The sequence below is a fragment of the Acidovorax sp. 93 genome, from assembly GCF_003633835.1.
Lineage (GTDB): Bacteria > Pseudomonadota > Gammaproteobacteria > Burkholderiales > Burkholderiaceae_C > Acidovorax > Acidovorax facilis.
In genome coordinates this window covers 5,056,409-5,076,072 of record NZ_RBIT01000001.1, presented here as the reverse complement: position 1 = coordinate 5,076,072, position 19,664 = coordinate 5,056,409, and the positions used below count along the sequence as shown (strand labels likewise).

The 19,664-nt window shown below is 65.0% G+C and carries 18 protein-coding genes; 10 read left to right on the top strand and 8 right to left on the bottom strand.

All coding sequences use genetic code 11. The features are described 5' to 3' along the window. Nucleotides 1-97: 97 nt before the first annotated feature. Together C8C93_RS23265 and C8C93_RS23260 are read left to right on the top strand one after the other, a co-directional pair. Nucleotides 98-1,591 (top strand): flagellin, encoded by a 1,494-nt coding sequence (locus C8C93_RS23265; protein ID WP_121508455.1) that lies wholly within the window; start codon nucleotides 98-100, stop codon nucleotides 1,589-1,591. A 102-nt stretch (nucleotides 1,592-1,693) separates the two neighbouring features. Beyond that, nucleotides 1,694-3,907, top strand: a complete 2,214-nt coding sequence (locus C8C93_RS23260) for an acetylglucosamine transferase (protein WP_121508454.1) — start codon at nucleotides 1,694-1,696, stop codon at nucleotides 3,905-3,907. Nucleotides 3,908-4,036: 129 nt separating this feature from the next. On the opposite strand, the gene C8C93_RS23255 is transcribed toward C8C93_RS23260, so the two are convergent. Genes C8C93_RS23255 through rfbF form a run of 8 tightly spaced genes read right to left on the bottom strand, consistent with a single transcriptional unit; the run spans nucleotide 4,037 to nucleotide 10,533 of the window. Next, entirely contained in the window at nucleotides 4,037-4,816 is a 780-nt protein-coding gene (locus C8C93_RS23255; RefSeq protein WP_121508951.1) for a cephalosporin hydroxylase family protein, read from the bottom strand. A gap of 11 nt (nucleotides 4,817-4,827) precedes the next feature. After that, a complete protein-coding gene (locus tag C8C93_RS23250; protein ID WP_158603290.1) occupies nucleotides 4,828-5,574 on the bottom strand; it encodes a class I SAM-dependent methyltransferase in 747 nt (248 codons plus the stop codon). Between the two features lie 28 nt (nucleotides 5,575-5,602). Continuing rightward, complete coding sequence (locus C8C93_RS23245) at nucleotides 5,603-6,409, bottom strand: NAD(P)-dependent oxidoreductase (RefSeq protein ID WP_121508452.1); 807 nt, start codon at nucleotides 6,407-6,409, stop codon at nucleotides 5,603-5,605. Beyond that, the gene (locus C8C93_RS23240; protein ID WP_121508451.1) at nucleotides 6,406-6,894 is read right to left on the bottom strand and encodes a DapH/DapD/GlmU-related protein; all 489 of its coding nucleotides are present in this window, start codon (nucleotides 6,892-6,894) and stop codon (nucleotides 6,406-6,408) included. The genes C8C93_RS23245 and C8C93_RS23240 overlap by 4 nt, the downstream gene beginning before the upstream one ends. Further along, nucleotides 6,895-8,136, bottom strand: a complete 1,242-nt coding sequence (locus tag C8C93_RS23235; protein WP_121508450.1) for a class I SAM-dependent methyltransferase — start codon at nucleotides 8,134-8,136, stop codon at nucleotides 6,895-6,897. It lies immediately after the preceding gene. Next, on the bottom strand, nucleotides 8,133-8,693 hold the full coding sequence (locus C8C93_RS23230; protein WP_121508449.1) for a dTDP-4-dehydrorhamnose 3,5-epimerase family protein: 561 nt from the start codon (nucleotides 8,691-8,693) through the stop codon (nucleotides 8,133-8,135). Before C8C93_RS23230 ends, C8C93_RS23235 begins: the two co-directional genes overlap by 4 nt. After that, a complete protein-coding gene (gene rfbG / locus C8C93_RS23225; protein WP_121508448.1) occupies nucleotides 8,690-9,757 on the bottom strand; it encodes a CDP-glucose 4,6-dehydratase in 1,068 nt (355 codons plus the stop codon). The genes C8C93_RS23230 and rfbG overlap by 4 nt, the downstream gene beginning before the upstream one ends. A gap of 5 nt (nucleotides 9,758-9,762) precedes the next feature. Continuing rightward, nucleotides 9,763-10,533 carry a glucose-1-phosphate cytidylyltransferase gene (rfbF, locus tag C8C93_RS23220; protein WP_121508950.1) on the bottom strand — a complete coding sequence of 257 codons (771 nt, stop codon included), beginning with the start codon at nucleotides 10,531-10,533 and terminating at the stop codon, nucleotides 9,763-9,765. A 395-nt stretch (nucleotides 10,534-10,928) separates the two neighbouring features. Here rfbF and motA point away from each other — a divergent pair, with 395 nt between their 5' ends. The 8 genes from motA to C8C93_RS23180 all read left to right on the top strand — a co-directional run bounded on the left by motA (nucleotide 10,929) and on the right by C8C93_RS23180 (nucleotide 19,583). Further along, nucleotides 10,929-11,789, top strand: coding sequence for a flagellar motor stator protein MotA (motA, locus tag C8C93_RS23215; RefSeq protein WP_055398297.1), 861 nt, complete (start codon nucleotides 10,929-10,931; stop codon nucleotides 11,787-11,789). Between the two features lie 30 nt (nucleotides 11,790-11,819). Continuing rightward, entirely contained in the window at nucleotides 11,820-12,752 is a 933-nt protein-coding gene (motB, locus tag C8C93_RS23210) for a flagellar motor protein MotB (RefSeq protein ID WP_121508447.1), read from the top strand. 72 nt (nucleotides 12,753-12,824) lie between these two features. Continuing rightward, the gene (cheY, locus tag C8C93_RS23205; protein WP_010466076.1) at nucleotides 12,825-13,211 is read left to right on the top strand and encodes a chemotaxis response regulator CheY; all 387 of its coding nucleotides are present in this window, start codon (nucleotides 12,825-12,827) and stop codon (nucleotides 13,209-13,211) included. A gap of 4 nt (nucleotides 13,212-13,215) precedes the next feature. After that, nucleotides 13,216-13,836 carry a protein phosphatase CheZ gene (locus C8C93_RS23200; protein WP_121508446.1) on the top strand — a complete coding sequence of 207 codons (621 nt, stop codon included), beginning with the start codon at nucleotides 13,216-13,218 and terminating at the stop codon, nucleotides 13,834-13,836. 231 nt (nucleotides 13,837-14,067) lie between these two features. Beyond that, nucleotides 14,068-15,222 (top strand): flagellar biosynthesis protein FlhB, encoded by a 1,155-nt coding sequence (locus C8C93_RS23195; RefSeq protein ID WP_055398300.1) that lies wholly within the window; start codon nucleotides 14,068-14,070, stop codon nucleotides 15,220-15,222. After that, nucleotides 15,219-17,300 (top strand): flagellar biosynthesis protein FlhA, encoded by a 2,082-nt coding sequence (gene flhA / locus C8C93_RS23190; RefSeq protein WP_121421290.1) that lies wholly within the window; start codon nucleotides 15,219-15,221, stop codon nucleotides 17,298-17,300. The genes C8C93_RS23195 and flhA overlap by 4 nt, the downstream gene beginning before the upstream one ends. Continuing rightward, a complete protein-coding gene (gene flhF, locus C8C93_RS23185; protein WP_121508445.1) occupies nucleotides 17,297-18,793 on the top strand; it encodes a flagellar biosynthesis protein FlhF in 1,497 nt (498 codons plus the stop codon). The genes flhA and flhF overlap by 4 nt, the downstream gene beginning before the upstream one ends. After that, entirely contained in the window at nucleotides 18,786-19,583 is a 798-nt protein-coding gene (locus C8C93_RS23180) for a hypothetical protein (protein WP_121508444.1), read from the top strand. Before flhF ends, C8C93_RS23180 begins: the two co-directional genes overlap by 8 nt. Nucleotides 19,584-19,664: the final 81 nt, after the last annotated feature.

The window sequence follows — 19,664 nt, the reverse complement described above, 5'->3', positions numbered from 1 at the left end:
CGTCTCCACAATTCATCCATCGTTCCCCCATTGACAGCCGGACGGGTGCGCTTGAACCGGCAAACAGATCCGTCTTGCGACGTTAAGGAGTTTCGCCATGGCAGCAACCATCAATACCAACATCAGCTCGCTGACCGCCCAGCGCAACCTGGGCACCAGCCAGGCGTCGCTGAACACGGCCATCCAGCGCTTATCATCCGGGCTGCGCATCAACAGCGCCAAGGACGATGCCGCCGGCTTGGCGATTTCAGAGCGCTTCACCAGCCAGATCCGGGGCCTGAACCAGGCGGTTCGCAATGCGAACGACGGTATCTCCCTGGCCCAGGTGGCCGAAGGTGCCATGGGAGCGGCCGGAAACATCCTTCAGCGTGTGCGGGAACTGGCGGTGCAGTCGGCCAACGCCTCCAACAGCGCTGGCGACCGCCAGGCCCTGCAACAGGAAGTCGGCCAATTGGTGGCAGAACTTGACCGGATTTCGCAAACCACCGAGTTCAACGGCCAGAAATTGCTAGACGGCACCTTTGGTACGCAGCAGTTCCAGGTGGGCGCCAACGCCAACCAGACCATCGTGGCAGCCACGGCCAACCTGCGCACCAGTGTGTATGGCAACAACCAGAACATTGCCTCCAACGGCTCGGGCATTGGCGCGCAAGCCGCTGTCAGCGGCACGGCCGCGGTCGTCAACGGCGTGACCGCCGGTTCCGTGGCCATCAGCGGCTACCTGGGCACAGGCACGATGTCGGTGGCATCGAACGCCACCGCCAAGACCACGGCCGACCAGATCAATGCCCTCAAGGCAGAGACCGGTGTGACTGCCACGGCACGCAGTGAAGTGCGCCTGGGCGGCATGGCCTCAGCCGGTTCCTACTCGCTGACGCTGGAAGGCGACAACGTGGGTGCTGCCCGCACCATCTCGTTCACACTGACTTCCGGTACCGGCACGGACCGCCTGTCGCCCGCCGTGTCTGCCATCAACGAGCAGTCGGCCAAGACGGGTATCAACGCCTCGCTGAGCTCGGACGGCACGCAGATCATCCTGACCAACGCCACCGGCAACAACATCGTGATCGGCGACACCGTGAATGCCAATGCAGCCACCGTGACGGTGACCGGCTACGACGCCGCCGGGGCCAGCAACGGCACAGCGCAGACACTGGCAGCCGACGCCACGGCAGAAAGCATCGCAACAGGCGGCTACATCACCCTGGATTCGGAGAAGTCCTTCGCCGTCACCTCGGCCAGCAACCAGCTGGACAATGGCGGCTCCAGCCTGCACACCGTCGCCAACCTGGATGTGACCACATTCACCAATGCGACGGACGCCCTGAAGACGGTGGATTCGGCCCTGGCCTTCATCAGCGGAGAACGAGCCAAGCTCGGCGCCATGCAGTCGCGCTTTGAGACCAGCATTGCCAGCCTGCAGATCACTTCGGAGAACCTGTCGGCATCGCGCTCGCGCATCCAGGACGCAGACTTTGCGGCAGAAACCGCCAACCTGTCGCGCGCCCAGATCCTGCAGCAGGCCGGCACGGCCATGGTGGCCCAGGCCAACCAGATTCCCCAGGGCGTGCTGTCTCTGCTCCGCCAGTAAGAAACTGTTCAAGGGCGGGCAGCGCCACAAAGGGCGCACGCCCCGCACCGCCGTGGCACACTGTGCCGCCCAGAGTCCTTTTGGTCAAAGACCGGCAGTAACGTGCACTTCAAAGCCCCTGAACAGGACGACACCCGGCTGCGTGCGGCCCTCGCGAGCGCCGACTGGCCCCTGCTGACCCGACTGTGCCGCCAGGCACTTCGTAAGAACGGCCGCAACCTCACTGCGCACCGGCTACTGGGCTTCTCGCTGAACAAGCAACGTGAGTTCGAAGCGGCGCTTCAAGCCTACCGGCAGGCCTACGTGTACTGGCCGGGCGATGCGGAACTGCTGGTCAACTACGCCAATGTACTCATCGAGCAAGCATGCAACGCCGACGCCCTGCCCCTGCTGGAAGAAGTGTGCAAATTGCGCCCCGAGCAGGCCATTGGCTGGATCAAGCTGGCCGAATGCTGCTACCTGCTGACCCAACACGACAAGGGTTTCGACGCCAGCCAGAAGGCAGCTGCCCTGGCCGAGACCCTGCACGACCGCGTTGCAGCACTCATGCAAAGCGCCATCCACCGGCGCGAGCTGGGCCAGGTGCGCGAGGCGGTCAAGGACTGCGAAACCGCCATCGCCATGCGCCCCAGCGACCCGGGCAACTACACCAACAAGCTGCTCTTCATGCTGGCCGACCCTGCGGTGGACGCCGCCCAGCTGTCAGCAGCGGCACGGCAGTACGGCACCACGTTCGAGCCACCCCTGCGGTCCGGGTGGCCGAGTTTTGCCGAGCACCGGGGATCGCCCTGGAAGCGCCTGAAGATTGGGTTCCTCTCGCCCGACTTCCGCGTGCATTCGGTCATGTACTTTGTGGAGGGGCTGCTGGCGCAGCTGGACCGGCGGCAGTTTGAAGTGTTTGCGTTCTACCTATTCCCGCGCGACGACCACGTGACCGAGCGGGTGAAGCGCCACGTCGACCATTTCGTGCGCCTGGCGGGCTTCAGCGCCCAGCACCAGGCCGAGGCCATCCGCGCCGAGGGCATCGACATCCTGATCGACCTGGCGGGCCACACAGGACTCAATGGTCTGCTGACCCTGGCCCAAAAAGCCGCCCCCGTGCAGGTGTCCTGGCTGGGGTTCCCGGCCACGACCGGGCTCACAGCCGTGGACTACAAGTTCACTGACGAGATCACCGACCCGCCTGGCGCCGAAGCACAGTACACCGAGCAGCTCTACCGCCTGCCCACGCTGTTTGCCTGCTACCGCCCCATGAGCCGCAACCCGCTATGGCGCTACCAGCCGCGTTACCAGGTGCGCCCGACCCCTGCGCTCGCCAATGGCTTCATCACCTTTGGCTCGTGCAACAACCTGGGCAAGCTCACCGACGAGGTGCTGGCCCTATGGGGCCGCGTACTCGCCGCCGTACCAGGGTCGCGCCTGCTCATTGAGGGCAAGAACCTGGACCGGCCCGATTTTGCGCAGGCGTACCGAGAGCGCTGCGAGCGCCTGGGCCTGCCCCCGGCACAGGTTGATCTGGTCGGGCTGCACAACGACAACCAGTACCTCACCTACCACCGCATCGACATCGCGCTCGACCCCTTCCCGCTGACGGGCGGCACCACCACCTTCGACGTGTTGTGGATGGGCCTGCCCATCGTGTCGATGGTGGGCGAAAGCTTCAAGAGCCGCATGGGCGTGGGCCTGCTGGCCTACCTGGGCCGCACCGAGTGGCTGGCCGAAACGGCCGAGGACTATGTGCGCATCGCCACCAGCCTGGCGGCCGACGCGCAGGCGCTGAACACCCTGCGGCAGGGGCTGCGCGCCGAGGTGGAGGCATCGGCCCTGATGCGCGAGGACATCTTCAACCACCACTTCGCCGAAGGCCTGCGCGTGATGTGGCTGCAGTGGCTAGCCCGGGCCGAACACCCGGACGACCCCGACGCCCAGGCCCAGGCGATCCAGGACTGGCTGCCCCAGCTGCCCGAGGCCTGGACCCAGCCGCCCGTTCCCGGCGTAGGCCTGAAACCCGGCCAGCGTGTGAGCCTGCACGAGGCCCACCAGCGCCTGCAGGACCTGGTGGACAAGGCCAAGGCCGCCCCACCGCCCACACCCGCCACCGGCGCAGACACCAGCGCGGGCCCAGCCCTCAAGGACCGCCACTGGATCGCCGTGACCGAGCTGGCCGAAACCGTGCTCAGCGCCATGCCCAACGACCCGGTGGCCCTGGCCTGCCTGGCCGAGGTGGAACACGCCCACGGCCACACCGAATTTGCCGTGACCTATTTGCGGCATGCCACGCAGGCGATGGGCCTGGGTTCCGGTTCCGCAGCCTGAAGCGCTCGGAGCCTGGACACAGGGATTGCCCCGACCAGACAAATGCTTCAAATTTGATAGCTGCTAGCGCTTACTCCAAAAGCGCTAGCCGGTGTTTTTATGAGATTTCCGGTCCCAAGGGGCGCGCCATCACCCCTTGCGGCGCAGAAACCCGTGCGGCGCTACCGTGACCTGCAGGCGCTGCTCCATCTCGGCGTCGATCTCGAACTCCGGGTGGTCGGCCAGCCACTGGTGCACCGCCGTCTTGGGGTTGTTGCCCACGTCCCAGGGTCGGTCGGCAAAGAACTTGGGCGGCATGTCTTCCACAAAGGTGTCGAACACCACGCAGTAGCTGCCGGGCGTCACCAAGGGCGCGTAGGCGTTGAGCTCGCCCAGCACATGGTCGTGCGTGTGCATGGAATCCAGGCACACCAGCACGCGCTGGTAGCCCTTGGCAAAGTCGCGCACCTCATGCACCACCTCGGGCGCCACAGCCGATCCCTGGATCATCGCGATGCGGCTTGCCATGGGGTGGGCTTCGATGGCGGCGCGGTTGTGGGCGCGGATGTCGATGTCCACCCCCAGCACCTTGCGGCGCGAGGCGCGTGGGTCCAGCGTGGTGCCTGCCTCGATGGCATCGCTCATGTCGAGCAGCGCCAGCAGCGAGGCGCTGAGCACCAGCGATCCGCCGTGGGCGATGCCAGTCTCGATGATCAGATCGGGCCGCACGCGCCACACCAGTTCCTGCATGGCCACCATGTCCTGCGGGTACTGGATGATGGGCCGGCCCATCCAGTCGAAGTTGTAGACATACTGCCGCTGCATGGAAGCCTGCAGCCAGTCGCGCGACAGGGTCTGGAACGCCCCATCGCTGGCATACGACTCCAGACGCGCTTGCCGCTCCAGGCGAAATTGTTCTGATGGATGCATGGTCACGCCTTTCATTTGATCAACAGGCCCTGGCCGGTGGGCATTTCCAGCACACGGTACCCGTACTTGGCAAACCAGGGGTCCTCGGCCAGCTTTTGCGCCCGGTACGCGAGCCAGCCATAGTCATCCAGAATCAGTACGGCCCCTGGAACCATGCGTTCAAACAGCACTTCCAGCGCGCCAACCTCAGCCTCCGCATTGTTCATATCGAGGTGCATGAAGGCGATCTTGCGGGGCGCGACCTCGGCCAGCACGTCGGGCACTTTGCCTTGCGTCACGGTCACGTTGCCGAAGCCGGAGAACCGCTCTTTCACCTGCGCATACAACTGCTTGCTGTGCTCCGGCATGGCATGGTGCGGGAGCGAGGGGTCGTGATCGAACAGGTCGTACAGGTAATAGTGGCGATCCTGCCGGCTGGCAAAGTCCACCGCGTCGCACACAATGCGCGCCGTTGTGCCCTTGTAGCAGGCACATTCCACAAAATCTCCCTCCAGCCGCAGCCCATTGCGCACACCCCACAGCACTGTGGATATGCGCCACAGCACGGCCTTTTCGATTTCCGTACCGGCGTGCGCATTGAACGCGCGCATCAGTGGCTCATCTTCCAGAAAACCCAAATTGCGGTGGTAGGTGAAAAGATTGTCACCCGCGTAGATGCCGTCCTGGCCGCTGATTTGGTTCACCGCTTGCTGAATGCCTTGCAGGAAGGCTGCGGGTTCCGTGGTTCCGAAAAATACCGGGTGCAAATGGTTTGCCATATCCGTTTCCCTTCTCTGTCGTAAAAAATTACCACGCCTCGCCGTCAACCAGGATGCGACGGGGCTTCCAAGCGAATTCATCGCGCAGGCGCGTCACATCGATGGGTGCGAACCCCTGCCACGGCGCAGGCTCTGTGATGGCGAAGGTCGCCGCGTGGGTGCTGGCCAGCCACTCCAGCCACTGCCGATGCGTTATCTGCACGCCGCTGGCCACGTTGTAGACACTCGCGCGGCCCGCCAGCGCAATGCGCGGCAACCCGTCGAGCAGGTCGTCCACGTGCACATAGTCCTTGGCGGACTGCGGATCGGAGCGCAGCACGATGTGGCCTTGCCGCGCCTGGCGCAGCAGGTCGGCCACCAGGTTGCCTGATGCGGTGTCCATCCCAGGGCCCACCACGTTTGACAAGCGCGCCACGCGCACCCCGGGGCGCCCGCAGGCATGGCACAGCGATTCGCCGGTGAGCTTGGTCAGGTTGTACAGGTATGACGGGTCACCCGGCAGCACGGACAGCGGGGCGTCCTCGTGCGTGGAGGCCGCCCCCATGTAGACCCGGGTGGACGACAGGTACAGCAGCGAGTCGAACTGCGCGCGCCGCAGCACCTCGGCCAGCAGGCCCACATGGGCGTCCACGGTGTCGAACGGGCGCGTGCGGAAGTCGGCGGTGAGCCCCACGCAATAGATCACATGGCCCAGCGGGCGGGTGAACACCTCGGCATCGCCGCGCGGTGGCGCCCACACGGTGTGGCCCTGGGCCCACAGGTGCGCCACCAGGCGGCTGCCGATGTAGCCCGAGGCGCCCAGCACCGTAAACGTCGAAGGGGGCAGGTCCGTCACCGACGCTCCCCCACGGCCGCCAGCGGTTGGCCCGCGTAAACGGTGTACGCCCGCAGGTCGCCGCGCACGATCGAGCCCGCGCCCACCACGCAGCCCCGCCGCAGCACGGCGCCGTCGAGCAGCACGCAGTTGGCTCCGATCCACACGTCGTCCTCAATCACAATGCCACCCTTGCTGGGCAGAAAGCCCTGCTCGCGGATCAACCGGCCACGTTCGGCATAGGCATGGTTGACCGGCGCAAAGGTGCAGTTGGCGGCAATCGCCACGTAATTACCGATCTGGATGCCGTTGCCGGTGTAGAGCACGCAGCCCGCGTTGATGACCACATGTTCGCCCACCACCAGGTCGCCGCTGCCACCCGCAGGCTTGACCTTGACGAAGCTGTCGATCAACGAGTGCGCGCCCACCACGATGCGCGTGCCGCGCACCGAGTCTTCGATGTCGGCCAGGTGCGAAACCTTGGCGGTGGGGTGCACTTCGATCACCTAGAACACCTCCAGGCGCGGCACGGCCACCACCATCTGCGCGCCCCAGCTGCGCGTGTAGTCGAGTTGCTCGGCCACCTCGCTGCGCAGGTTCCAGGGCAGGATCAGGATGCGCTGCGGCTTGTGGGCGCGCAGGTGCGCCTCGCTCACCACGGGGATGTGGCTGCCCGGCAGGTACTGGCCCTGCTTGGCGGGGTTCTTGTCCACCACGTAGGGCAGCAGGTCGGGCCGCACGCCCGCAAAATTGAGCAGGGTGTTGCCCTTGGCGGCCGCGCCGTAGGCGCCCACGGTGATGCCGTCGGCCTGGCATTGCAGCAAAAATATGAGCAGCTCGCGCTTGACCCGTATGGCCTGGGCCTGAAAATCGCTGTAAAAACCGGCGCCCAGCATGCCCGCCGCTGCCTCGGTGGCCAGCAGTTGCTGCACGCGGACGGCGCCTTCGGTCGTGGCCTGAGGGTGGCCGAGAGCGTCGGCGCGGGCGGCAAACACCCGCAGGCTACCGCCGTGGGTGGGCAGCTCCTGCACATCGATCACCACCAGGCCGTTGGCCTCAAAAATGCGCTGCACTGCCGTGAGCGACAAATACGAGTAGTGCTCGTGGTACGCCGTGTCGAACTGGCAACCCTGCACCATGCGCAGCAGGTGAGGGAACTCGAACGTCGCCACGCCATGGGGCTTGAGCAGCCGCGTGAAGCCGCCCACAAAGTCGTTGATGTCGGGTACATGGGCCAGCACGTTGTTGGCGGCGATCAGGTCGGCCTGGCGGTCGGCGGCTGCCAGCTCGTCGGCCAGCGCCACGCCAAAGAACCGATCCACCACCGCTATGCCTTTGGCGCGAGCCGCCGCCGCCGTGCTGGCCGTGGGCTCCACGCCGTAGCAGGGGATGCCGGTCGCCTGCACGTACTGCAGCAGATAGCCATCGTTCGACGCGACCTCGACCACGCGGCTCGCGGCGGTGAGGCCCAGGCGCTCGCGCATCCCCTCGACATAGGCCTGGGCATGGGCCAGCCACGACGAGGAGAACGAACTGAAATACGCGTAGTCGTCGGTGAACAGCGCCTCGCGCCCGGCGTGGTCTTCGGTCTGCACCAGCCAGCAGGTTTCGCACACCAAGAGGCGCAGGGGGAACCAGGTTTCGGGCGCGCGCAACGCGGCCTCGCTCAGGTAGGCATTGGACGGGGGCGCGCTGCCCAGGTCCAGGAACGTGAGTTGCAGCGGGCTGCCGCAGTGTCGGCACTTCACAGGCGCACTCCTTCGAATTCTTCGGTCATCCCGGGCTGGCCTGCGTCGCGGGGCGACATTTGCCCCACCGGCAGCGGCCAGGCAATGGCCAGGCGCGGGTCGAGCGGGTGCAGACCCACCTCGGCGGCGGGCGCGTAGGCCGCAGAGTGGCAATACAGCAGCTCGGCATGGTCGCTCAGCGCCTGGAAGCCATGGGCAAAACCGGGCGGGATCAGGAGCGCGTTGCCGTTGTCTGCCGATAAATGCTCGGCATGCCACTGCAAAAAGGTGGGCGAGCCCTGGCGCAGGTCCACGGCCACATCCCAGACCTCACCGCGCAGGCAGCTCACGAGCTTCATCTCGGCGTGTGGCGGCTTTTGGTAGTGCATGCCACGCACGGTGCCTTTGAGCGCCGTGTAGCTCTGGTTGATCTGGGCGATGGGCGCCGTCCAGCCCGCGCCCGCTAATTCCTCGGCGCAGAACAGGCGCGCAAAAAAGCCGCGCTCGTCCACCAGCGGCTGGCGCTGAACACGGAAAAGCCCAGCCAGCGGCAGTGGCGCCAGGGCCAGTCGGCTCATGGGCGCGCCTCCCAGGCGTCGATGTCGGCCAGGCACAGCGCGCGGGCATCGGCGCCGCCGTGTTGCTGGCGGTACCAGTTCATGGTGCGGGCCACAGCGGTATTCAGCGACCAGTGCGGGGCCACGCCCAGCACCTGGCGGGCATGGGCGGTTTCGAGCGCGAGCCAGCCGGCTTCGTGCGGGCCTTCGCTCTCGTTTTCATAGCTGGTAGCGCTTGCTGGATAGGCGGTGGAGGCCAATTCAACGACATTTTTGACCGTGGCCGCCTCGTGGGGCAGCGGGCCAAAGTTGTAGGCACCGGCCAAGGCGGGAGATTCCCACAGGCGCTGGGCCAGACGCAGGTAGGCGGCCAGCGGCTCCAGCACATGCTGCCAGGGGCGCGTGGCCTGGGGGCGGCGGATGTGCAAGGTTGCGCCCTTTTCCCAGGCGCGCACAGCGTCGGGCAGCAGGCGGTCTTGCGCCCAGTCGCCGCCGCCAATCACATTGCCCGCGCGGGCGGTGGCCACGGCGATGCCCTGTGCGGCCAGGAAAGAATCGCGGTAGCTGGCGGTGACCAGCTCGGTGGCGGCCTTGCTGGCGCTGTAGGGGTCGTGCCCGCCAAGGGCGTCGTCCTCGCGGTAGGGGTAGGCCCATTCGCGGTTGCGGTAGACCTTGTCGGTGGTGACCACCACGGCCACGCGCACGCCAGCCAGCCCGCGCAGGGCATCGAGCAAATGCGCCGTGCCCATCACGTTGGTGGAAAAGGTATCCAGCGGCGCTGCATAGCCGGGCCGCACCAGCGCCTGCGCGGCCAGGTGCAGCACGACCTCGGGCCGGGCGGCGCGCACGCGCATGGCCAGGGCCTGGGGGCTGCGGATGTCGCAAAAATGGCTTTCGATGCCCGGGATTGCCTGACCTAACTGGGCCAGCGTGAACAGATTGGGGTCGGTGGCGGGCGGCAGCGCCACGCCAGTGACCTGCGCGCCCAGGCGCTGCAGCCATAGGGCCAGCCACGCGCCCTTGAAGCCGGTGTGGCCGGTGAGCAACACGCGCTTGCCGCGCCAGAAATCGGGATCAGGGCGCATCGGGGTTACCAGCACTTCCAGGGTGCGCGGCCCGATTGCCACAGGTCTTCGAGCAGGTTCTTCTCGCGCAGCGTGTCCATGGGTTGCCAGAAGCCGGTGTGCTCAAAGGCGCGCAGCTGGTCGCTGCTGGCCAGACGGGCCATGGGTTCCAGCTCCCAGCTGGTGGCGTCGCCTTCGATGTGGTCGATCACCTCGGGCTGCAGCACAAAAAAGCCGCCGTTGATCCAGCCGCCGTCGCCACGCGGTTTTTCCTCGAACCCGGCCACGGTGTCGCCATCGCGCACCAGCGCGCCATAGCGGCCCGGGGGCTGCACGGCTGTGACTGTGGCCTGGCAGCCGTGGGCGCGGTGAAAGGCAAACTGGGCCGTCATGTCCAGGTCGGCCACGCCGTCGCCATAGGTAAAGCAGAAGGGCTCGCCCGCAGGCAGGTATTCCTGCACCCGTCGCAAACGCCCGCCGGTCATGGTGCTTTCGCCGGTGTCCACCAGCGTCACGCGCCAGGGCTCGGCGTGGCGGTGGTGCACTTCCATGCGGTTGTTGGCCATGTCAAAGGTCACGTCCGACATGTGCAGGAAGTAGTTGGCGAAATACTCCTTGATCACGTAGCCCCGGTAGCCCAGGCAGATGATGAAGTCATTGACGCCATGGGCGGCATACATCTTCATGATGTGCCAAAGGATGGGCCGCCCACCGATCTCGATCATGGGCTTGGGACGCAGGTGCGACTCTTCCGAGATGCGGGTGCCCAGGCCCCCCGCGAGCAGTACGGCTTTCATGCCCGCAGCATAGTGCAGGCCCTGCGCCACCAAAAGGCCCTGTCACTGTGGAAATACGGGCCAAATGCAGGGATTGGCACCGCGCGCCGATGGAGAGGGGTGCAAACTATTGGAATATTGCTATATTTTATATAGCAATAAACCTTCTACCACCAAGCGACAGAGGCTTTTTTTACATAATCCGCGCCCCAGAACAACCGTCAAAACTCCGGCAAAAGAGGCAAAGGTGTGGCGCTGGCGCCATTTCCCGAAGAAGGCCTGTGTTGATGGCGCTCTTGAGTGCATTCCACACTCATCAATCCGATACATTTACAGTAACCTTCGGTAAGCCGCGTTGCCAGCGGCTCCGCCCGCCCACCTGTTTAGCCCCGGCTGCCGCCCAACACGTCTACAGCATGTTCGTCATCATTGGTTACGTTGTCTGCCTAGGCTGCATCTTCGGCGTGTACATCGTGCACGGGGGAAACATCAGTGTGATCCTGAAGGCCCTGCCCTTCGAGATCGTCACCATTCTGGGCGGCGCACTGGGCGCCTTCGTGGTGAACAACCAGCCCAAGGTGATCAAGGCCACCCTGGCGGCCATTCCGATGGCACTCAAGGGCTCCAAGTACACCAAGGCCCGTTACATGGAGCTGATGGCCATGCTCTATGACATCCTGCAAAAGGCCCGCAAGGAAGGGCTGATGGCCATCGAAAAGGATGTGGAAGCGCCCCACGAGTCCGAGATCTTCAAGAAGTACCCCACCGTGGGCAGCGACCACCATGTGATCGAGTTCACCACCGACTACCTGCGCATGATGGTGTCGGGCAACCTCAACTCCCACGAGATCGAAGCGCTGATGGACAGCGAGATCGACACCCACCACCAGGAAGCCCACGCCCCCGTGGCCGCGCTGGCCCGCCTGGCCGGTGCCCTGCCCGCCTTCGGGATCGTGGCCGCCGTGCTGGGCGTGGTGAACACCATGGGCTCGGTGGGCCAGCCGCCCTCGGTGCTGGGCGGCATGATCGGCTCGGCGCTGGTGGGCACGTTCCTCGGGATCTTGCTGGCTTATGGCGTGGTGGAGCCCCTGGGCGGCCTGGTCGAGCAAAAGACGGAGGATGCCGCCAAGGAATTGCAGTGCATCAAGTCCACGCTGCTGGCCAGCATGCAGGGCTACAACCCCGCCACGGCCATCGAATTTGGCCGCAAGGTGCTTTTCTCCAGCGTCCGCCCCAGCTTTACCGAGCTGGAGGGGCATGTGAAAGGCAAGAAGTAGCGACGTCCGCGCCGCGAAACCCCAAACGCCATGGCAGAAAAAAAACTCCAGCCCATCATCATCAAGCGCATCAAGAAAGGCGGCCATGCGGTGCATGGTGGCGCCTGGAAGATCGCTTATGCCGACTTCGTGACGGCGATGATGGCGTTCTTCCTGCTGATGTGGCTGCTGGGCTCCACGGCCAAGGGCGAACTGCAGGGGATCGCCGCGTATTTCGCGTCGCCGCTCAAGGTGGCAATGACTGGCGGCGACGGCGCGGGCAACAGTTCGAGTGTGATTCCGGGCGGCGGCAACGATCTCTCGAAGGTGCACGGGCAGGTGCGGCGCTCTGATGTGGAAGAGGCCAAGCAGCGCCGCATGAGCATTGATGCCGCCCGCGCCGAGCGCGCCAAGCAGGACCTGGACCGCATCAAGGCCCTGGAGGCCAAGATCGACGCGCTCATCACCGAAAACCCGCGCCTGAACGAATACAAGTCGCAGATCCGCATCGACATCACCCCCGACGGCCTGCAGATCCAGATCATCGACGACCAGAACCGCCCCATGTTCGACAGCGGCAGCGCGTTGGTGAAACCCTACATGCGCGACATCCTGCGCGAGATCGGGGCAGCGCTGGGCGGGGTGGAAAACCGCATCAGCCTGGCCGGGCACACCGACGCCGTGCCTTACGGAAACAGCGACCGGGGCTACAGCAACTGGGAGCTGTCGGCCGACCGCGCCAATGCCTCACGCCGCGAGTTGGTGTCGGCCGGCATGCCAGACGCTAAACTGGGACGTGTGGTGGGCTTGGCGGCCAGCGATCTGCTGGAGCCAAACAACCCGCGCGCACCCGCCAACCGGCGCATCACCATCACGGTGCTGACCCGCGAGGCCGAAGAACGACTCATGGGCAAAGGGATTCCCGAAATCACTTCCAAAGAACTGCTGAATGAAAAGCGGGAAAATCCCCCCCCAAGCAGGTAACAGTTACGACTTGTCACCAAACCTGCCACCCATGACAATGCCCACAGTAATTCTCGACCGAAAGGGTCCCAAGTGACCACAGCCCTTCGTTTTTTGATCGTTGACGACTTCTCCACCATGCGGCGCATCGTGCGCAACCTGCTCAAGGAAAGCGGCTTTGCCGATGCCGACGAGGCCGAGGATGGCGTGGCCGCACTGAACAAGCTGCGCAACAGCAAGTTCGACTTCGTGGTGACGGACATCAACATGCCCAACATGAACGGTTTTCAGCTGCTGGCTGAAATCAAGAAGGACGACAAGCTCAAGCACTTGCCCGTCCTCATGGTCACGGCCGAAGCCCGCAAGGAAGACATCGTGGCAGCCGCCCAGGGTGGTGCAGCGGGCTACATCGTCAAACCCTTCACCAAGGCCACGCTGGAAGAAAAAGTGACCTTGATCCTGAAAAAGATGGGGCTATGACACCATGGACGACACACCGGACAACAGCCAGCCGCCTGCCGATGTACACCACAAGATTGGCCTGCTGACCCGCCAGCTGCACGATTCGCTCAACGAACTGGGCTATGCCGACAAGCTACGTGGCTCCATGGGCGAATTGCCCGACGCGCAAAGCCGCCTGTCGTACATCGCGCGGTTGACGGGGGAAGCGGCCGAGAAGGTGCTCAACCGCGTCGAACAGGCCAAAGCCCAGCATGACTACATCGCGGCCGAGACGCGCCGGGTCGTCAACTCGCTGGTGGCCGACCCGGTGGCGGCCGTGGCCAAGGGCGAGATCTTCAACTTCCTGACCGATGTGGAGCGCGTGACCAAGGAAGCCGACACGCACCTCACCGAAATCATGATGGCGCAGGACTTTCACGACCTCACGGGGCAGGTGATTGCCCGCGTGGTCAACCTGGCGGCCACCATTGAAGACCAGCTGGTCCAGCTGTTGATTCAAACGGCCCCACCCAACGCGCAGGTGCCCGTCGAGCCACCCCGCCCTCAGCATCTGCAGGGCCCCGTGGTGGACCCCGAGCACACCCCCGACGTGGTCACCGACCAGTCCCAGGTGGACGACCTGCTGGCCAGCCTCGGGTTCTGAGCCCGCCCGGGGCTTTTTGCGGTCAAAATGGCTGCTAGCGCTTGTCCACAAAGCGCTAGCAGCTATCTTTTTTAGTATCCCATCCCGGCACCATCCACCCTTTTTCGGGTGAGGCCACGCAGGCAAGGCCCCTTCGGCCCGCATGGAAAAGAGGGGGCTGCAGCCCCCTTATCCAGCTTTAGATTTCCGGGCTGCTCACGACAATGGCATGACACCAGCCGTCATGCCACCATGGAATCCAGCCAAGAAAAAAGCCTACCCGCGTCAGAGCGCAAGCTGCAGAAAACGCGCGAAGACGGCCAGGGAGCACGCTCGCGCGATCTCTCCCACCTGGCGATTCTGGGTGCCGGGGCCGCCTGCCTGCTGGTGCTGGCGCCCCAGCTGATGGACCACATGCAGCTGGCCATGAGCCAGCAACTGGCGTTTGACGCCGCCACCGTCATGGCGCCAGGCACCATGCTCAAGCGCCTGCAGGACATGGTGGTGGTGGGCCTGGTGGCCAGTGCAGTGTTTGCCATCCTCACCAGCGCCGCCGCCCTGATCAGCGCCATTGGCGCTGGCGGCTGGATCCTGAGCCTCAAGCCCATCACGCCCCAGTTCAACCGGCTCAACCCGATCTCGGGCCTGGCCAACCTGTTCTCCAAGCAGCAGATGGCCAACGTGGCCAAGATGGTGCTGATGACCGCGATCCTGAGCTATGTGGCCTGGAAGTTCATGGGCAACAGCATCGACACCGTGGCCATGCTGGTGCTGCAGCCCTCCCCCATGGCCATTCGCCAGCTGGCTGACTGGCTGACTTCGGGCATGAGCCTGCTGCTGCTGGTCGTATTCCTGGCCGCGCTGGTGGACGTGCCGCTGCAGGCCTACTTCTTCAAGTCGCGCCTGAAGATGTCGCACGAGGAAGTCAAGCAGGAGCACAAGGAATCCGACGGCAACCCCCACACCAAGGGCCGCATCCGCCAAAAGCAGCGCGAGATTGCCGACCGCGCCAGCGTGGGCGCAGTTCCCAAGGCCGATTTCGTGGTGATGAACCCCACCCACTATGCGGTGGCACTCAAGTACGACGAAAAGACCATGAGTGCCCCCCAAGTGATATCGCGCGGCACCGATCTCATCGCGCTCAAGATCCGCGACGTGGCCAAGGCGCACGACGTGCCCGTGCTGCAGTCGCCCATGCTGGCCCGCGCGTTGTATGCGCATGCCGAACTGGACCAGGCCATTCCCGCCACGCTCTACACCGCCGTGGCCCAGGTGCTGGCCTATGTCTACCGCCTCAAGGCCGCCCTGCGTGGCGAAGGCCGCATGCCCGACAGCCTGGTGGAGCCCTTCGTTCCGCCTGAACTTGATCCGCTGAACCGCACTCCCGTGCAAGGCGCCGCCGTATGAACACCTCCGTAACGTCTCTTCGACAATGGGCGGGCACCAATGCAGGCGCCCTTCAGGGCCTATCGGCACCACTGCTGGTGGTGGCGATCCTGGCGCTCATGGTGTTGCCCATCCCGCCCTGGCTGCTCGACGCGTTTTTCACGCTCAACATCGCCGTGGCCCTGATGGTGATGATGGTGGCGGCCTACATGCTGCGGCCGCTCGATTTCGCAGCCTTCCCCTCGGTGCTGCTGCTGACCACCCTGATGCGCCTGTCGCTGAACGTGGCCTCCACGCGCGTGGTGCTGCTCGAAGGCCACACCGGCCCCGGCGCCGCCGGTGCGGTGATCGAGGCCTTCGGCCACTTCTTGATCGGCGGCAACTTCGCCGTCGGCCTGATCGTGTTCGCCATCCTGGTGGTGATCAACTTTGTGGTGATCACCAAGGGCGCCGAGCGCATTGCCGAAGTGTCGGCACGCTTTACCCTGGACGCCATGCCCGGCAAGCAGATGGCCGTGGACGCCGACCTGAACGCGGGCCTGATCGACGAAAAGGAAGCCAAGCGCCGCCGCGCCGAAGTGGCGGAAGAAGCCAACTTTTTTGGCTCCATGGACGGTGCCTCCAAGTTCGTGCGCGGCGATGCGGTCGCCGGCATCCTGATTTTGCTCATCAACATCATCGGTGGCTTTGCCATCGGGGTTTTGCAGCACGACCTCTCGGCCAAGCAGGCGGCTGATAGCTACATCCTGCTGGCCATTGGTGATGCGCTGGTGGCACAGATTCCCGGGCTGCTGATCTCGGTGGCTGCGGCCATGGTGATCTCGCGCGTGGGCAAGGACCACGACATGGGCCGCCAGATCGTGCAGCAGCTCTTCATGTCGCCCCGCGTGCTGGGCGTGACCGCCGGCATCCTGCTGCTGCTGGGCGTGATCCCCGGCATGCCCCACATGGTGTTCCTGACCATGGGTGGCCTCTTGGGCTACGCCGCCTGGGTGCTGTACGAACGCCAGAAAGTGCCGCCCGAAGTCGAAGCACCGCCCGCCCCGGTCAGCGATGGCGAAGCCACCTGGGACGACCTGCAACCCATAGACCTGCTGGGCCTGGAGCTGGGCTACCGCCTGATCAGCCTGGTGGACAAGAGCCGCCAGGGCGACCTGCTCACCCGCATCAAGGGAGTGCGCCGCAAGTTTGCGCAAGAAGTGGGCTTCTTGCCGCCCGCCGTGCATGTGCGCGACAACCTCGAACTCAAGCCCAGCGGCTACCGCATCACGCTGCGTGGCGTGGTGGTGGGCGAAGGCGAAGCCTTCCCCGGCATGTTCCTGGCCATCAACCCCGGCGGTATCACCACGCCCCTGATCGGCACGCCCACCACCGACCCCGCTTTTGGCCTGCCAGCCCACTGGATCGACGAACGGCAGAAGGAAGCCGCACAAATGGCGGGTTTTACCGTCGTTGATTCCGAAACCGTGATGGCCACCCATTTGTCACACTTGATGCAAGTGCAAGCCGCCAAGCTTCTGAGTCGCACAGAAACCCAGCAACTGGTGGAGCACGTGGCCAAGCTGGCCCCCAAGCTCATCGAAGAAGTGGTCCCCAAAATGGTCTCCATCGCAACGTTCCAGAAGGTCCTCCAGCTGCTGCTGGAAGAGTCTGTGCACATCCGCGATATCCGGACCATCATCGAAACGCTGGCCGAGCACGCTGGTGGCATCACAGACCCGGTCGAGCTGGCCCGCCGCGTGCGCATTGCGCTGTCGCCCGCCATCGTCCAGCAGATCTACGGCCCCACCCGCGAACTCAACGTGATTGCGATCGAGCCTGGCCTGGAACGCCTGCTGGTGCAAGCCCTGGGCAACGCAGCAGGACCGGCTCTGGACCCCGGCGTGGCCGACATCCTCACGCAAAAGGCCGCCGAGGTGGCCCTCAAGCAGGAAGAGATGGGCCTGCCCGCCTGCCTGCTGGTTCCCGACCAGATCCGCAACGCCATCTCCCGCCTGGTGCGCCGTGTGGCGCCCCGGCTGCAAGTGCTTGCGCACAGTGAAATTCCAGAGACCCACACCATCCGCATTGGGCCGATCCTTAGAGGTGCATCAGCATGAACATCAAACGCTTTACCGCCCCCACCTCCCGCGAGGCATTGGCCAAGGCGCGCATGGCCTTTGGAGAGGGCACCCTCATCCTGTCCAACCGCCCCACGGCCAACGGCGTCGAGGTTGTGGCCACGGCCGAAGACACGCTGTCGGCCCTGGATGGAAGTGCAGGCGCGTCCAGCAACCCGCCCTTGCTGGCCCCCACACCGGCGCGCAGCGCCCCCCAGCGCGCCAGCCAGACCGCCGCAGCCAGCACCCTGGGCCGCAACGCAGTCGAGGAAGACACCGAGCAGCTGGCGATGAGCACGCTGTCGTTCCAGGACTACGTGCGCGAGCGCATGCTGCGCCGCCGCCACGAGGCGCTCAACGGCCCGGCCGAACCACAAACCTTGTCGGAGCGCAGCCGCGACCAAGAGCCCGAGCGCGAACGCATGCCAGCACCCGCCGTCGTGCGCCACAACCCGCTGCGCAGCATCCCCATGGACATTCCACCGGAGCCTCCACGCCGCCGGCAGGAAGCCGCCAGCGCCCACCTGGCCCAGTCGAACAACAACCAGCAAAGCGTGATGAATGAACTCCATGCCATGAGGGAGTTGATCGAAGACCGCTTTAACACCATGGCCTGGCTGGGCCAGGCGCGCCAGAACCCGATCCAGTCCAACCTCATGCTCAAGATGATCCGTGCAGGCTACTCCCCATCTTTGGCCCGCGCCGTGCTCGAGCGCATGCCGGAAGACCTGTCGGCCGCCGAGTCGGTGCGCTGGCTGATGGATGTGCTGGAGCGCAACCTCAAGACCGACCTGGCCGAGCCTCCGCTGTATGAGCAAGGCGGCATCTTCGCGATGGTGGGCTCCACCGGCGTGGGCAAGACCACGACCACGGCCAAGCTGGCCGCGCTGTGTGCGCGCATCCATGGCCCGGGCAGCGTGGGCCTGATCACTCTGGACACCTACCGTGTGGGCGCGCACGAGCAGCTGCGCAGCTACGGCCGCATGCTGGGCATCGTGGCCCATCTGGCGCACGACCGCGCCGCGCTGCAGGACCTCCTGGGCCTGCTCAGCGGCAAGAAAATGGTGCTGATCGACACCACCGGCGTGGCCCCCCGCGACCCGCGCAAGCGCGACATGCTGGACGTGCTGGATCTGCCCCACGTCAACCGCCTGCTGGTGCTCAACGCAGGCTGCCATGGCGACACGCTCGATGACGTGCTCACCGCATTCAAGACCGAAGGTTCCCAGCAAGCCATCCTGTCCAAGGTGGACGAGGCCGTGAAGCTGGGCCCCGCCATCGACGCACTGATCCGCCACCAGATGGTGCTGCGCGGCGTGACCAACGGCCAGCGTGTGCCGGAAGACTGGGAACGTGCCGATGCGCACAAGCTCATCAGCACCTCCATGCGCGCGCCTGCCAAGTCGGCCTTCGACCCCAAGGCGACCGACCTGAATTTCTTCTTCTCGCATTCGCCCGACACCATGAACGAACGGGGGCTGGTCGATGCTTGATATCGGTTTTCACCAGGCAGCCGGCCTGCACAGCTTCACCCCGCAGTCAGAGCTGCGCGTGGTGGCTGTTGCCAGCCAGGACAACGCGGGCACCGGGCTGGAGACGCTCTGGCAGATCTGCGCCAGCCTGCAGCGCCTGGGCTACCCGGTCGTGGTGCTCGACGGCACAGCGCAGGAGACGGATGAGTACCCGGGTTTGCTGCACCTGCTGCAACAAGCGCCGTGGAACGAGGGCGTCAGCCTCAACATGGGGGCCATGGCCTCATCGCTGGCAGTGATTCCCGCAGCCAAAGGCCTGCAGCGCATCAGCCGCGAGGCCAGCCGCAACGAGACCGCACCCCTGCCCTGTCTGCTGCCCTATTTCCGAACCTACGGGCTGATCGTGCTGCACGCGCCTGCGGCCACGCTGGGGCCGCTGCTGACGCACACCGCCACCGTACCGCTGGTGGTGATGGGCGACGGCTCGGCTGGTGTGCTGACCAGTTACAAGAGCCTCAAACAGATCGCGGTGCACACAGGACTGCCCTGTATGGTGGCGGCTTTGCTGCGCGGCACCACGCCCGCAGAACGGCGCAAGACCCAGCATGCGCTGATGACCTTGCAGGACTGCGCGGAACGCCACCTGGGCGGCCCGGTCCGCACGACCACCATCGCCACACAGAACCCTCAGGACCTCCAGCGCCTGGCCTTGCAACTGCTGGAAAATGCGGGCACTATCAGTGAGTCGCTGACAGCGCTGCCACCCAGCAACTTGGCAGCCATGCCTGCGCATTTTGTCCGGAGCCATTGATCTGATTTGTCCGGAGCCGTTGACTAGAGCGTGTTATGCACTTTTACGTACCCACGTTGACCCCAGAGGCCGGTGATCGCA